A 14,724-nucleotide genomic window follows, 5' to 3' on the forward strand; every position below is an offset into this window, starting at 1 on the left:
CCCCCAAGGCGGCCGCCCCCGAGAAGGCGCCGGCCAAGAAGCCCGACGCGCCTGCGAAGAGCGCACCGGCCGCCACCGAGGACGAGACCCAGGTGCTGCGCGGCGCCGCAGCGGCCGTCGTGAAGAACATGTCGGCATCGCTGGACGTGCCGACCGCGACCAGCGTTCGCGCCATCCCGGCCAAGGCGATGATCGACAACCGGATCGTCATCAACAACCACCTCAAGCGCACCCGGGGCGGCAAGATCTCCTTCACCCACCTGCTGGGGTACGCGATCGTGCAGGCGGTCAAGAAGTTCCCGAACATGAACCGCCATTTCGCCGAGGTCGACGGCAAGCCCAACGCGGTAACGCCGGCCCACACCAACCTCGGCTTGGCGATCGATCTGCCCGGCAAGGACGGCAAGCGCTCGCTGGTGGTGGCTGCCATCAAGAACTGCGAGACGATGAGCTTCGGTCAGTTCATCGCGGCCTACGAGGACATCGTGCGCCGTGCCCGCGACGGCAAGCTGACCGCCGAAGACTTTGGCGGGGTGACGATTTCGTTGACCAACCCCGGCACCATCGGAACCGTGCACTCGGTGCCCCGGCTGATGCAGGGTCAGGGCGCGATCGTCGGGGCCGGCGCGATGGAGTATCCGGCGGAGTTCCAGGGCGCCAGCGACGAGCGCATCGGTGAACTCGGAGTCGGCAAGCTGATCACGCTGACCTCGACCTACGACCACCGCATCATCCAGGGCGCCGAATCGGGCGACTTCCTGCGCACCATCCACAACCTGCTGCTCGATGACGAGTTCTACGACGAGATCTTCCGCGAACTCGGCATCCCGTACGAGCCGGTGCGCTGGCGCATCGACAATCCCGATTCGATCGAGGACAAGAACGCCCGCGTCATCGAACTGATCGCCGCGTACCGCAACCGCGGTCACCTGATGGCCGATATCGACCCGCTGCGGTTGGACAACACCCGCTTCCGCAGCCACCCCGATCTCGACGTCAACACCCACGGGCTGACGCTGTGGGATCTGGATCGCGAATTCAAGGTCAACGGCTTCGGAGGCCAGACCACCAAGAAGCTGCGCGACGTGCTGGGGCTGCTGCGTGATGCGTACTGCCGCCACGTGGGTGTCGAATACACCCACATCCTCGAACCCGAGCAGCAGAAGTGGCTGCAGGAGCGGATCGAGATCAAGCACGAGAAGCCCACGGTCGCCGAGCAGAAGTACATTCTGAGCAAGCTCAACGCGGCCGAGGCGTTCGAGACGTTTCTCGCGACCAAATACGTTGGTCAGAAACGATTCTCACTCGAAGGCGCGGAGACCGTCATCCCGATGATGGACGCCGCGATCGACCAGGCCGCCGAACACGGCCTCGACGAGGTCGTGGTCGGCATGCCACACCGCGGCCGGCTCAATGTGCTGGCCAACATCGTCGGCAAGCCGTACTCGCAGATCTTCACCGAGTTCGAGGGCAACCTGAACCCGTCGCAGGCGCACGGTTCGGGCGACGTCAAGTACCACCTGGGCGCGACCGGCAACTACATCCAGATGTTCGGCGAGAACGACATCACCGTGTCGCTGGTCGCCAACCCCAGCCACCTGGAAGCGGTCGATCCCGTCCTCGAAGGTCTGGTCCGCGCGAAGCAGGACATGCTCGACAAGGGCAACGGGCCCGACGGGTTCACCGTCGTGCCGATGATGCTGCACGGCGACGCCGCGTTCGCCGGCCAGGGCGTGGTCGCCGAGACGCTGAACCTGGCGCTGCTGCGCGGGTACCGCACCGGCGGAACGATCCACATCATCGTCAACAACCAGATCGGGTTCACCACCTCGCCGAACGACTCGCGTTCGTCGGAGTACTGCACCGACGTCGCGAAAATGATCGGCGCGCCGATCTTCCACGTCAACGGCGACGACCCGGAGGCCGCGGTGTGGGTCGCCAAGCTGGCGATGGACTTCCGGCAGCAGTTCAAGAAGGACGTTGTCATCGACATGTTGTGCTACCGGCGACGGGGCCACAACGAGGGCGACGACCCGTCGATGACACAACCGAACATGTACGACGTCATCGATACCAAGCGCGGTGTGCGCAAGACCTACACCGAGTCGCTGATCGGCCGCGGCGACATCTCGATGAAGGAAGCCGAAGACGCGCTACGCGACTACCAGGGTCAGCTCGAACGGGTCTTCAACGAGGTCCGCGAACTCGAGAAGCACACGATCGCGCCGAGCGAGTCGGTCGAGTCGGACCAGATGGTTCCGGCCGGGATGAACACCGCAGTGGACAAGTCGATGCTGGCCCGCATCGGCGACGCACACCTTGCGGCCGTCGAGGACTTCAGCGTGCATCCGCGCGTGAAGCCCGTGCTGGAAAAGCGCCGCGAGATGGCCTACGAGGGCAAGGTCGACTGGGCCTTCGCCGAGCTGCTGGCACTCGGAACGTTCCTCGCCGAAGGCAAGACGATCCGGTTCACCGGACAGGACACCCGGCGCGGCACGTTCACTCAGCGCCACGCGGTGATCATCGACCGCAAGACCGGCAAGGAGTTCACCCCGCTGGACCTGCTGACGGTCGACACCGACGGCAATCCCACCGGCGGCAAGCTGATGATCTACGACTCGGCGCTGTCGGAGTTCGCCGCGGTGGGCTTCGAGTACGGCTACTCGGTGGGCAACCCCGACGCGTTGGTGTTGTGGGAGGCGCAGTTCGGCGACTTCGTCAACGGGGCTCAGTCGATCATCGACGAGTTCATCAGCTCCGGCGAGGCCAAGTGGGGTCAGCTCTCCGATGTGGTGCTGCTGCTCCCCCACGGCCACGAGGGCCAGGGACCCGACCACACCTCGGGGCGCATCGAGCGCTTCCTGCTGCTGTGGGCCGAGGGGTCGATGACGATCGCGATGCCGTCCACCCCCGCGAACTACTTCCATCTGCTGCGTCGCCACGGACTCGACGGCATCCACCGGCCGCTGATCGTCTTCACCCCGAAGTCGATGCTGCGTAACAAGGCCGCCGTCAGTGATCTGCGGGACTTCACCGAGATGAAGTTCCGCTCGGTCCTCGAGGAGCCCACCTACACCGAGGGCACCGGCGACCGCAGCGCCGTGAAGCGGGTTCTTCTGACCAGCGGCAAGCTGTACTACGAGTTGGCGGCCAGGAAGAACAAGGAACAGCGCGACGATGTGGCGATCGTCCGCATCGAGCAGTTGGCTCCACTGCCGAGGCGACGACTGGCCGAGACGCTCGACCAGTACCCCAATGCCCAGGAGTACTTCTGGGTTCAGGAGGAGCCGGCGAACCAGGGCGCGTGGCCGACGATGGGGCTGACGCTGCCCGAGGTGCTACCGGAGAAGCTCACCGGCATCACGCGCATCTCGCGCCGCGCCATGTCGGCACCGTCGTCGGGCTCATCGAAGGTGCACGCGGTCGAGCAGCAGGAGATCATCGACGAAGCGTTCGGCTAGTCCGCACCGCGAGCGCGCATGTCTGCACACCAACACGCCGTAAATCGTGTGCAAATTCGCGCGCTCGGCGCCCGTGAGGGTGCGCTGCCTGTCAGAAGAACGAGAACGGGATCCCGTCGGTCATCGCGTTGACTGCGCGCGGGCAGAAGATCGTGATGGCCAGCCCGGTGAACATCGTCGCAGGCCCGAGCGGCCGGCCGAGATCGTCGGCGACGTCAGCGGCGACGTTGGCCATGTTCTGTCCCGGTTCGGACAACATCGGGCACACCTCTTGGCCGACCCGCGTCGCGATTGCCGGATCGATGTCGCCGAGGCGGTAGTGCTGCAGCGTCGAGAGGAACGCATCGGTGGTGGGGTCGGCGTGTGCAGGAGCCGCGGACATCGTCGCCGCAATGGCGGAGGAGGCGACGAGGGCCGCGACGGCGGGGAACTTCAGCTTCATGTCCTTAGTGTCGCTCGCCGGCCACTCGCCATTACCGGCCCTCGAGAGGACGCGACCGCCCTCACATACGCGGGACCACGGGTACCGGGTAGGCTGACCCTCACTCAACACGCGTAGAACAACCCAAAAGGAGCGGATATGCAGGGCTTCGCCGGAAAGGTGGCCGTCGTGACCGGCGCCGGCTCAGGCATCGGTCAGGCGCTGGCCATCGAGTTGGGACGCTCCGGCGCCCATGTCGCGATCAGCGACATCGACACCGAGGGCCTGGCTGTCACCGAAGAGCGTTTGAAGGCCATCGGCGCCCAGGTGAAGTCCGACCGGCTCAACGTCACCGAACGCGAAGCATTCCAGCTCTACGCCGACGGCGTCGCCGAACACTTCGGCAAGGTCAACCAGATCTACAACAACGCGGGCATCGCGTTCACCGGCGACATCGAGGTCAGTCAGTACAAGGACATCGAGCGGGTCATGGACGTCGACTTCTGGGGTGTCGTCAACGGGACGAAGGCGTTCCTCCCGCACCTGATCTCCTCCGGCGACGGCCACGTCGTGAACGTCTCCAGCGTCTTCGGCCTGTTCGCAGTACCCGGCCAGAGCGCTTACAACGCAGCGAAGTTCGCGGTGCGGGGCTTCACCGAAGCGCTCCGCCAGGAGATGGCACTGGCCAAACACCCCGTGAAAGTCACCTGTGTGCACCCCGGCGGCATCAAGACCGCGATCGCGCGAAACGCCACCGCCGCCGAGGGCATCGACGCCGACGAACTCGCCAAGACCTTCGACAAGAAGCTCGCCAGCACCACACCCGAGAAGGCCGCCCAGATCATCCTCGACGGGGTCCGCAAGAACAAGGCGCGAGTGCTGGTCGGCAACGACGCCAAGATGTTCGACATCGTCATCCGCGCCGTCGGCGCCCACTACCAGTCGCTGTTCCCCCGAGTGGTCGCCAAGCTGACCGGACCGGCGGCACCCTGAGCGACTAGTTGCCGACGCCCAACGGGTGGGCGTCGAGCCACTGTCCGGCCACCGCGCCGGGATCGGTGCCCTCGGCGACCTGACGGCGCATGTCGGCCAGCGAGCCGGTGTCCAGCACACCGGCGATCTCGTTGAGCGCCAACACCTGCGACTCGTTCAGCTCGTTGCGCCGGTACAGCGGCACCACGTTCTCGGCACGGATCAGGGCGGTCTTGTCCGAGAGCACCACGACCTCCGACGGCACGTCCGGCGCAGCCGTCGTCGTCCACGCGGCATCGATCTGACCCGACCGCAACGCCGCGAACAACCCGGCGTCGTCGGCGAACTCGCGAGCATCCGGCAGCGTGCAGGTGCCGATGGACGACGGCCGCGCGGTGCCCGTCACCGCACCGACCGACACGTCCTCACACCGGTCGACCACTGCCGACACGTCGCGGGCATCCCAGTTCGCAGCAGTGGTCTCGGTGATCCCGAGGGTGGGTTTGTCCTCCGCCGAGGTGGTGTAGTCGCCGCCCGCGACCCCTTCGGGCAGGGCCGAGAGCAGCACCCGGTACACCTGCACATCGGATCGCGCCGGCGCATCCGGGGCGAAGCGCTCCAGCAGGGTTCCGGTGAAACCAGGAGCGACGCGGACCTCTCCCGAATCCAGTCCGCGGATCGGATCGTCGTCGATCTGGACGTGAGCCGGATTGCCATAGAAGCGCAGCGCCGACGCATAGAGATGCGCTATCAGCGCAGACTCCGGGTCGGCCGTCGCCCCGACCGGGATCGACGGCGCAGGTTCCTGCCCGCCGCAACCGGCGGCGACCAACATGGCGACCAGCACGGCCACCAGTCGGCCGGAGATGCGTGCCGGGCTCAGTCGCCTGAATCCTGGGACGCCGCGGCGACCGCGGCCGCCACCGCAGGACCGACCCGCGGGTCCAGCGCGCTCGGCACGATGTGGTCGACGGCCAGATCGTCGCCCACCACGGAGAAGATCGCCTCGGCTGCGGCGACCTTCATCTTCTCGGTGATCCGGCGCGCGCCCGCATCCAGCGCGCCACGGAAGACGCCCGGGAACGCCAGCACGTTGTTGATCTGATTGGGGAAGTCGCTGCGGCCGGTGGCCACCACGGCGGCGTACTTGCGCGCCACATCGGGGTGGATCTCGGGGTCGGGGTTGGACATCGCGAACACGATGCAGCCCGGCGACATCGTGGCGATGAGCTCTTCGGGCACCAGGCCCGCCGAGACTCCCATGAAGACGTCGGCTCCGGCCAGCGCTTCGGCGGTGCCCCCGCGAAGCCCTCGCGGGTTGGTCCGGGACGCCAGTTCTGCCTTGAAGGGGTTGAGGTCGTCGCGGTCGGCCGACACGATGCCCTTGCTGTCGAGCACCGTGACGTCATCGATGCCCTTGGCCAACAGGATGTTCGCGCAGGCGATGCCGGCCGCGCCGGCACCCGAGATGACGATCTTGAGCGTGTGCATGTCGCGATCGAGCACCTTGCTGGCGCCGAGCAGAGCAGCCAGCACGACGATGGCGGTGCCGTGCTGGTCGTCGTGCATGACCGGGCAGTCCAACGCCTCGATGACGCGGCGTTCGATCTCGAAGCAACGTGGTGCAGAGATGTCCTCGAGGTTGACCGCGCCGAACGTCGGCCGCAGACGGATGATCGTCTCGACGATCTCGTCGGTGTCCTTCGTGTCGAGCACGATCGGGATCGAGTCCAAGCCGCCGAAGGTCTTGAACAGCGCGCTCTTGCCCTCCATCACCGGCAGCGATGCCGCGGGCCCGATGTCGCCGAGTCCGAGCACGGCGGTGCCGTCGCTGATCACGGCCACCAGCCTGTTGGCCCACGTGTACTTGGCCGCGAGGGTGTGGTCGGTCGCGATGGCGCGACTGACCTGCGCCACCCCGGGGGTGTACGCGATCGAGAGGGCACGCTGGGTGTCCAGGGGCGATTTCAGTTCGACCGAGAGCTTGCCGCCCTCATGGGCCTCGAAGATCTCGCTGTCCTCGATGACAACCTGCGGCGTGCGCGCCGCCGACGAACGCTCGCGCGAGGAGTCGACCTCTGTTTCCGACACGGCTTCACCGTAGCCGACCGGGGGTACTCACCGTGATGGGTTCCCCATCGTGAGGCGATCGGGTAGGACCCGGCGCGTAGCATCCCTGCGTACCGACGTGGGGTGCTCACCTCGTCTCGGAGGGAGGTCCGCGCATGCCGTCATTCCGCGCGTTGCCGCCGTCGCGGCTACGGCCCGGGCACCGCTTCGACGGGCCGGACGCCACGACGATTCACGTGCCCGTCGCGCGGGCGATGGTCGACTGCGGCGTGTACTGCGAGGGCACCCGACTGCCCGGCAAGTACACCCACGCCGCCGCTCTGGACAAGGTGCACGAGATCGAGGCCGGGGGCCGGGACGCATTCGTCTGGATCGGACTGCACGAACCCGACGAGCACCAGATGCAAGCCGTCGCCGACGTGTTCTGTCTGCATCAACTCGCCGTCGAGGACGCCGTTCACGCCCACCAGCGACCCAAGCTCGAGCGATACGACAAGACGCTGTTCCTGGTCCTCAAGACGGTGAAGTACGTCGACCACGAGTCGATGGCCAACGCGCGCGAGATCGTCGAAACCGGCGAGATCATGATCTTCGTCGGACCCGACTTCGTCGTCACCGTGCGCCACGGCGACCACGGCGGACTGGCCGGGGTGCGTAAGCGTCTCGAAGCCTCCCCTGCCACCCTCAAACTCGGCCCCTACTCGGTGATGCACGCCATCGCCGACAGCGTCGTCGACACCTACCTCGATGTCACCGAACTCATCGAGACCGACATCGATTCGATGGAGGAGGAGATCTTCTCGCCGCTGTCTCAGACCAACATCGAATGCATCTACCTGCTCAAGCGTGAGGTCGTCGAACTGCGCCGTGCAGTCAGCCCGCTGGCGACCGACTTCGAGCGCATCGGCACCGAGCACAACGACCTCATCAACGTCGAGATCCGCCGGTACATGCGCGACGTGCTCGACCACACCATCAAGGCCGCCGACCGCATCGCCAGCTACGACGAACTGCTCAGCTCGCTGGTGCAGGCCGCCCTCGGCAAGGTCGCCATGCAGCAGAACGTCGACATGCGCAAGATCTCCGCGTGGGTGGCCATCGCGGCGGTGCCGACCGCGGTGGCCGGCATCTACGGCATGAACTTCGAGAACATGCCCGAACTGCAATGGGTTTGGGGCTATCCCGCCGTGCTACTGCTGATGGCAACCGTGTGCACGCTGCTATACCGGACGTTCCGAAGGAACAACTGGCTCTGAGCTCACGCAGGACTGGCGGCCCGCCGCTCACGCAGGACTGGCCGCCCGCCGCTCACGCAGGACTGGCGGCCCGCCGCTCACGCAGGACTGGCGGCCCGCCGCCGTGGATCCGTGGGGTCCACCCCGTCCTGCACCCACGCCTCCCTCATCGCCTCCGCGCCCTTCAGCCGCACCCAGGCCGCCTCCGTCGCAGTGATGGGAACCGCCGACAACACCCTCACCGGCGACAGTGGTTCCGGTAGCTCGACGTCGTTGATGTCACTGCGGCCCAGGAGATAGGCCGTGAACGGCGCGCCTTGCCACACCGGCGTCTCGAGGTCGACGAGTGCGTCGGGCTCCAGGATCAGTCCTTCGACAGCGGGCGCCGCGGCGACCACCGCGAGCGAGCGCGCCAGCCCGGCGGGCGAGGGACCGCGCAGGGCCACGACGACCTCGGCGCGGGGACCGCGGACCGGATCTGCGAGCAATTCCGCCGGATCCACCATCGGGCTTCGGGAACAGCCCACCGAAACATAGTGCACAGCAACACTATCGGCGTCATCAGGGATACCGAAACGGATGACGGCGATGGGGTCGGCGCCCAGGAAGGTGACGCTGGCCTCCACCGGTTCTGCCGTGATCCCCCTCTCGGAGAACTGCTCGCGCAGATGCGCGCGCACCCGGGTCAGGACGTCACTCATCCGGCGACCGCCCCGCGGAACGCGAACCGCACGAAGCCCCGGCAGCGGCACCTGGAGATGTGATGATCACCGCGCTGGTCAGATCGTCAGGCGGGCCAGCAGATCCCGGCCCCGCTCGGCGCTCTGCGGGTCACACAGCACGTCGTAACGCCCGGCCACCAGCTGCATCGTCGAGCTGAAATCTCTTGTGCCCCGCGCCATCGCATACGGAATCGCTGTGGTGATCAGTCCGAAGAACACACCTGCCACCAGACCCGTGACCAGTGCGCTCCATGGGTTGGGGCTGAAGAATCCGAGGATCAGGCCGATGAACAGACCCAGCCAGGCGCCGGTGAGCACCCCGCCACCGAGGACTTTGGGCCAGGACAATTTTCCGGTGACCCTCTCGACCTGCATCAGGTCCACGCCGACGATCGTCACGTGCTCGACGGGAAACTCCTTGTCGGAGAGATAGTCGACGGCGCGCTGGGCCTCGGCATAGGTCGGATACGACCCGATCGGCCACCCCTTGGGAGGGGTGGGCAGTCCGACCGGCCTGCGACGACCCGTCGTCGGGACATTGGGTGCCGCACCGGGATTCTGTCCAGGCTGGAATGGGCTGGTCATGGTCCTTGACTCCTTCGCTTGCGCCACGTGCAACGCTAGTCTGCATGCCAACGATCCGGCCCCGTCAATGGTGCCCCGGCCCGCGCCCACCCGCGTCTCACTGGGGGTTCCCGCGCATTGCGCTAGGTTTATCAGCATGACAAATTCGGACGACGACGCACGCCGAATCGAATCTTCTGATTCCACCGGCAGTGGGTCCGAGACACCGCCCTCCGGTCACGAGGCGCCCCCGGTCGAGCAGTCGTCAAGCTCTCCGACGCCCCCGTCTGAGCCGTCGGACTACCCACCGCCGGCGTACGACGCGCCGCCGTCCTACACCCCGCCGCCCTCCGGATACGACGCCCCGGCGTACAACCCGACCGGCTATCCCCCGTCCGGGGAGTTTCCGCCCGCCGGCTACCAATCCCCGCAGGGCGGCTACTCGCCGCCGCCCGGTTACGGCTACCCGCCGCCCTATCCCGATCCGAACTCCTCGCCCTACTCCGACCAGGGTTACGGCGCGCAGGGGTATCCGCCGCCACCGCCCTATGGGGGCTACCCCCCGCCGCAAGGGGGATACCCGGCCGAGTACGGCTACGGCGCCCCCGTCCAGCAGGGCACCAACACCTTCGCGATGTGGTCGCTGGTCGCGTCGATCCTCGGCGTGTGCTGCGGTATCGGCTCCATCATCGGCATCGTGCTCGGTGTGATCGCGCTCAACCAGATCAAGCAGTCGCGTCAGGCCGGCCACGGGTTGGCTGTCGCGGGCATCGCGGTCGGTGTGGTGACGATGCTGATCAGTCTCGCGTGGACCATTTCGGCCCTCGCCGCCTGACGTCACCCACGCGGGCATGACTGCGAACGGGCCGGAAGGGCCGGAGCGTTTCGACCCACCGCTGGACTATCCGGCGGATGTCGGTCTGCCACCGCCGGTGTACCCGACGCCGTGGCACGGCCAGCCGAATCACGGCTACTACCAGCCTTATCCGGCGTACCCGCCGCCGAAGCCGCCGGGCTACAACGGCAAGGCCATCGCGGCGCTGATCACGTCGCTCGCAGGCATGGTCTGCTGTGGGCTGCCTTCGCTCGTCGGGATGGTGCTCGGGATCATCGCGATTCGCGAGACCAAACGCACCGGTCAGGACGGACACGCGATGGCGGTCGCCGCCGTGATCGTCAGCGCGCTCGTCATGGTCGGCTATTTCCTCTACCTGCTGGTGACGGCTCTGCTGTACTCCAGCGACCTCTAGCCGGGCGGCTGGAACGGCTCGCCGTGGCGCTGCATGCCCGCGGCGCGGCCCTTGCCGGCGATGACGAGTGCCATCTTGCGACTGGCCTCGTCGATCATCTCGTCGCCGAGCATGACCGCTCCCCTCGCGCCGCCGGCCCCGGAGGTGTGCCACTCGTAAGCCTCCAGGATGAGCTCCGCACGATCGTAGGCTTCCTGTCGCGGGCTGAAGATCGTGTTACCCGCCGCGATCTGGTCGGGGTGCAGCACCCACTTGCCGTCGTAGCCCAGCGCGGCTGACCGGCCGGCCACCCGGCGGAAGGCGTCGGTGTCGCGGACCTTCAGGTAGGGCCCGTCGATCGCGGCGATGCCGTGGGCACGCGCGGCGACCAGAATCCGCATCAGCACATGGTGGTACGCGTCGCCGACGTCGTATCCCTCGGGCTGCTCACCCACCTCCAGCGTGCGCATGTTCAGGCTCGCCATCAGATCGGCCGGGCCGAGCACGAGTGCCTGCACGCGCGGCGCAGCGGCGATCGCGTCGATGTGGGTGAGGCCCCTGGCGTCTTCGATCTGTGCCTCGATACCGATCCGTCCGACCGGCAGACCGTGGGTGGCCTCGAGCTGGCCGAGAAGCAGATCCAGCGCATGCACGTGCGAGACATCGGTCACCTTCGGCAGCACCACGACATCGAGGGACGCGCCCGCTACCGCAACCACGTCGATGATGTCGGCGTGAGTCCACGGCGTCGTCCAGTCGTTGACGCGGACGCCACGCAACTGTCCGGCCCAGCCGGGCTCACCGAGGGCGGCCGCGACCTGTGCGCGCGCTTCGGTTTTCGCGCCCGGGGCGACGGCGTCCTCGAGGTCCAGGAACACCTCGTCGGCGGGCAGTGTCTTGGCCTTCTGGATCATCTTGACGCTGCTGCCCGGCACGGACAGGCACGTCCGCCGGGGTCGATACCGGTTATCCACAACAACACTCTCTACCCTTGTCACCCATGGCGTCGGTCAACAGGGTCTATGCGGCTCGACTCGCGGGAATGGTCGTGCTCGGCCCCGACGGTGAATCCATCGGTCGAGTCCGCGATGTGGTCATCGGCATCAGCCTCGTCCGCCAACAGCCGCGGGTGCTCGGCCTGGTCTGTGAGTTGCTGACCCGCAGAAGAATTTTCGTGCCCATTCTGCGCGTGACGGCCATCGAACCCGGCGCGGTGACCCTGGCCACCGGCAACGTCTCGCTACGCCGCTTCTCGCAACGTCCCGGTGAGGTGCTCGTGCTCGGGCAGGTCATCGAAACCCGGGTCCGCGTCGACGATCCCGACCTGACGCAGCTGGCGGGAATCGACGTGATCGTCGTGGATCTCGGCATCGAGCAGACCCGTACGCGAGACTGGACGGTCACCAGGGTTGCGGTCCGACCCCAGCGTCGGCTCGGCCGTCGCAGCAACGTCTACGCCGTCGACTGGCAGCACGTGCACGGTCTCACCCCGTCGGGTCTTGCGATGCCCGACCAGGGCGTGGCCCAACTGCTCGAGCAGTTCCAGGGGCAACGCCCCGTCGAGGTCGCCGACGCCATTCGCGAGTTGCCGGTCAAGCGACGCTACGAGGTGGTCAACGCGCTCGACGACGAACGCCTCGCCGACGTGCTGCAGGAGTTGCCCGAGGACCAACAGCTGGCGGTGCTGCGGCAGCTGAAAACCGACCGAGCCGCCGATGTGCTGGAGGCGATGGACCCCGACGACGCCGCCGACCTGCTGGGGACGATGACACCGGCGGATGCCGAGCAGTTCCTGCGCCGGATGGACCCGGAGGACTCCGAGGACGTCCGGCGACTGCTCAGCCACTCGCCCAACACCGCCGGCGGCCTGATGACGTCCGAGCCGGTGGTCCTGGCCCCGGATACAACGGTCGCCGAAGCCCTTGCGCGGGTACGGGATCCGGATCTGACGCCGGCGCTGGCGTCGCTGGTTTTTGTGGTGCGCCCGCCGACCGCCACTCCCACCGGACGATATCTGGGGTGCGTCCATCTCCAGCGCCTCCTGCGCGACCCGCCCGCTGCGCTGGTCAGTGGAATCGTCGACACCGACCTGCCCAGCCTGCGGCCGGAGGACTCGCTGAGCGCGGTCACCCGATACTTCGCCGCCTACAACCTGGTGTGCGGGCCGGTGGTCGACGACGAGAACCATCTGCTCGGTGCGGTCTCGGTCGACGACGTGCTCGACCACCTGCTGCCCGACGACTGGCGCGAACGTGAAGCCGAACTCGTGATCGAGACCGCCGAGAAGGCGACATGAGCGAATCGTCGGCGCGCCAGCGCCTCGACACGCCCCGGATCTCCCGGTCGTTCGCCCCGCGCCTGGACGTGGAAGCGGTCGGCCGGGTCAGCGAACAATTCGCCCGCTTCCTCGGCACGGGTCGCTACCTGGCGATCCAGACGATTCTGGTGATCGTCTGGATCCTGCTCAACATCGGGGCCTTCGCCTGGCAATGGGATCCCTACCCGTTCATCCTGCTCAACCTCGCCTTCTCCACTCAGGCCGCATATGCCGCACCTCTGATCCTGCTCGCGCAGAACCGACAGGAGAACCGCGACCGCGTCGCTCTCGAAGAGGACCGCAGGCGTGCCGAGCAGACCAAGGCCGATACCGAGTACCTGGCGCGCGAACTCGCCGCGCTGCGGCTTGCCGTCGGCGAACTCACCACCCGCGACTACCTGCGCCGCGAACTGGAGGAGATCCGCGACCTGATCGGCGAATTGCAGCAACCGACCGGCACCGAACCTTCGGGTAGGCAGGGCTCCGAGCGGCGCTCCAAGAAAAAGGGGTGAGACGGCTGTGGCGATTGCTGTTACGGCATCGTTGCCCAATGGGTATGGTGACTTGGTTCACAGGCGATCTCACAGCTAGGACGGTTGAGTGCATATAGGGGGACGATCAACCCTCCGAGCAGCGGGGCGGCGTGCGGGACGTGTTGCCCGCATGCCGGCTGTCGGCGTGGCCGCCGTGCTCACCCCCCTGGTGCTGGCCGGTGCCGTCGGAGCATCGGCGCCGTCAACTGTCATGGCGACCCGCGATTCCCCGGTGATGCCCCTGGCCGCCGTGGAGCGCACCCCCGGAGACGAGTCCGGCGTATCGGTGGTGGCGGTCACCAAGACGCCGACGCCGGTACGCATCGCCGCGAGCGCGGCGTCGTCGCCACCACCCGCGGCAGTGGTGAATTCCCCCGGCACACTTCGCATTCCGTCGATGGCACTGTCGGCCTACCGCAACGCCGAGAGCATGATGGCAGCGGCCTACCCGGGCTGCGGTGTGAGCTGGAACCTGCTGGCAGGCATCGGCCGGATCGAGTCGATGCATGCCTACGGGGCCACTGACGCGCGGGGCAATGCGGTGCGGCCGATCTACGGGCCTGCGCTCGACGGGACGCTGCCCGGCAACGAGGTCATCGTCCAGAGTCGCAGTGCCGACCGCGTCACCTACGCCCGGGCGATGGGGCCGATGCAGTTCCTGCCCGGCACCTGGTCGCGCTACGCGTCCGACGGCGACGGTGACGGCAAGGCCGACGTGCAGAACGTCTTCGACGCGTCGCTGGCAGCGGCCCGCTACCTGTGCAGCGGAGGGTTGAACCTGCGCGACCAGTCCGATGTGATGGCCGCGATCCTGCGCTACAACAACTCGATGGCTTACGCCCGTAATGTGCTGAGCTGGGCGGCGTCCTACGCAACCGGTGTCGTGCCGGTCGACCTGCCCCCGATCAACGGGTCCGTACCGGCCCTCGGTAGCGGCAGCAGCGACAGCGGGAGCACTCACCTCGAGAGCACCCGGGGCCAGGGCCTCGGACCGGGACTGCCGTTGAATGCCACCGGCCTGCCGGCCAACGATCCGCTGTCGCTGATACCTCTGATGGAGCGCACCGACGCGGCCAGCCAGATCTCCACCAACCTGCCGGGATTCGCTCCGGGGCAATCGCTGGGCCCGCTGCCCGGCCCGGCACCGCAGGCGGCACCGCAACCGGTGGCCCCACCGCCGCCGGCCTGGCTGCCTCCGTG

At 67.3% G+C, this 14,724-nt stretch carries 14 protein-coding genes; 8 read left to right on the top strand and 6 right to left on the bottom strand.

What is annotated here, in order from left to right; translation table 11 throughout:
* Positions 1–3,461, top strand: a 3,461-nt coding sequence (locus WA965_RS00605; RefSeq protein ID WP_526446897.1) for a multifunctional oxoglutarate decarboxylase/oxoglutarate dehydrogenase thiamine pyrophosphate-binding subunit/dihydrolipoyllysine-residue succinyltransferase subunit, incomplete at its 5' end; no start/stop codon positions are given.
* A gap of 91 nt (positions 3,462–3,552) precedes the next feature.
* Here the strand turns inward: WA965_RS00605 and WA965_RS00610 are convergent.
* On the bottom strand, positions 3,553–3,903 hold the full coding sequence (locus tag WA965_RS00610) for a DUF732 domain-containing protein (protein WP_526301870.1): 351 nt from the start codon (positions 3,901–3,903) through the stop codon (positions 3,553–3,555).
* A 138-nt stretch (positions 3,904–4,041) separates the two neighbouring features.
* Here WA965_RS00610 and WA965_RS00615 point away from each other — a divergent pair, with 138 nt between their 5' ends.
* Positions 4,042–4,875, top strand: a complete 834-nt coding sequence (locus WA965_RS00615; RefSeq protein ID WP_526301871.1) for an SDR family NAD(P)-dependent oxidoreductase — start codon at positions 4,042–4,044, stop codon at positions 4,873–4,875.
* 4 nt (positions 4,876–4,879) lie between these two features.
* Here the strand turns inward: WA965_RS00615 and WA965_RS00620 are convergent, their stop codons facing one another.
* Both WA965_RS00620 and WA965_RS00625 read right to left on the bottom strand, forming a co-directional pair.
* The gene (locus WA965_RS00620; RefSeq protein ID WP_526301895.1) at positions 4,880–5,689 is read right to left on the bottom strand and encodes a glycine betaine ABC transporter substrate-binding protein; all 810 of its coding nucleotides are present in this window, start codon (positions 5,687–5,689) and stop codon (positions 4,880–4,882) included.
* Between the two features lie 44 nt (positions 5,690–5,733).
* The gene (locus WA965_RS00625; RefSeq protein ID WP_526301873.1) at positions 5,734–6,945 is read right to left on the bottom strand and encodes an NAD(P)-dependent malic enzyme; all 1,212 of its coding nucleotides are present in this window, start codon (positions 6,943–6,945) and stop codon (positions 5,734–5,736) included.
* A gap of 134 nt (positions 6,946–7,079) precedes the next feature.
* On the opposite strand from WA965_RS00625, the gene corA reads away from it, so the two are divergent.
* Positions 7,080–8,180 carry a magnesium/cobalt transporter CorA gene (gene corA, locus WA965_RS00630; RefSeq protein ID WP_526301875.1) on the top strand — a complete coding sequence of 367 codons (1,101 nt, stop codon included), beginning with the start codon at positions 7,080–7,082 and terminating at the stop codon, positions 8,178–8,180.
* 77 nt (positions 8,181–8,257) lie between these two features.
* Here the strand turns inward: corA and WA965_RS00635 are convergent, their stop codons facing one another.
* Entirely contained in the window at positions 8,258–8,860 is a 603-nt protein-coding gene (locus WA965_RS00635; protein WP_526301877.1) for a suppressor of fused domain protein, read from the bottom strand.
* Between the two features lie 78 nt (positions 8,861–8,938).
* Positions 8,939–9,466 carry a general stress protein gene (locus WA965_RS00640; protein ID WP_526301879.1) on the bottom strand — a complete coding sequence of 176 codons (528 nt, stop codon included), beginning with the start codon at positions 9,464–9,466 and terminating at the stop codon, positions 8,939–8,941.
* Between the two features lie 136 nt (positions 9,467–9,602).
* Here WA965_RS00640 and WA965_RS00645 point away from each other — a divergent pair, with 136 nt between their 5' ends.
* Together WA965_RS00645 and WA965_RS00650 are read left to right on the top strand one after the other, a co-directional pair.
* On the top strand, positions 9,603–10,280 hold the full coding sequence (locus WA965_RS00645) for a DUF4190 domain-containing protein (protein ID WP_526301881.1): 678 nt from the start codon (positions 9,603–9,605) through the stop codon (positions 10,278–10,280).
* 16 nt (positions 10,281–10,296) lie between these two features.
* The gene (locus WA965_RS00650) at positions 10,297–10,695 is read left to right on the top strand and encodes a DUF4190 domain-containing protein (protein WP_526301883.1); all 399 of its coding nucleotides are present in this window, start codon (positions 10,297–10,299) and stop codon (positions 10,693–10,695) included.
* Here WA965_RS00650 and WA965_RS00655 read toward each other — a convergent pair.
* Complete coding sequence (locus WA965_RS00655; protein ID WP_526301885.1) at positions 10,692–11,648, bottom strand: HpcH/HpaI aldolase/citrate lyase family protein; 957 nt, start codon at positions 11,646–11,648, stop codon at positions 10,692–10,694. The genes WA965_RS00650 and WA965_RS00655 overlap by 4 nt on opposite strands.
* Before the next feature lie 26 nt (positions 11,649–11,674).
* Here WA965_RS00655 and WA965_RS00660 point away from each other — a divergent pair, with 26 nt between their 5' ends.
* The 3 genes from WA965_RS00660 to WA965_RS00670 all read left to right on the top strand — a co-directional run.
* The gene (locus tag WA965_RS00660) at positions 11,675–12,970 is read left to right on the top strand and encodes a magnesium transporter MgtE N-terminal domain-containing protein (RefSeq protein ID WP_526301887.1); all 1,296 of its coding nucleotides are present in this window, start codon (positions 11,675–11,677) and stop codon (positions 12,968–12,970) included.
* Complete coding sequence (locus WA965_RS00665) at positions 12,967–13,503, top strand: DUF1003 domain-containing protein (RefSeq protein WP_526301889.1); 537 nt, start codon at positions 12,967–12,969, stop codon at positions 13,501–13,503. The genes WA965_RS00660 and WA965_RS00665 overlap by 4 nt, the downstream gene beginning before the upstream one ends.
* Positions 13,504–13,654: 151 nt before the next feature.
* On the top strand, positions 13,655–14,724 hold a 1,070-nt coding region (locus WA965_RS00670; RefSeq protein ID WP_526446899.1), incomplete at its 3' end, for a lytic transglycosylase domain-containing protein.

This window comes from Mycobacterium sp., from assembly GCF_049683935.1.
In the GTDB taxonomy this organism is placed as follows: domain Bacteria; phylum Actinomycetota; class Actinomycetes; order Mycobacteriales; family Mycobacteriaceae; genus Mycobacterium.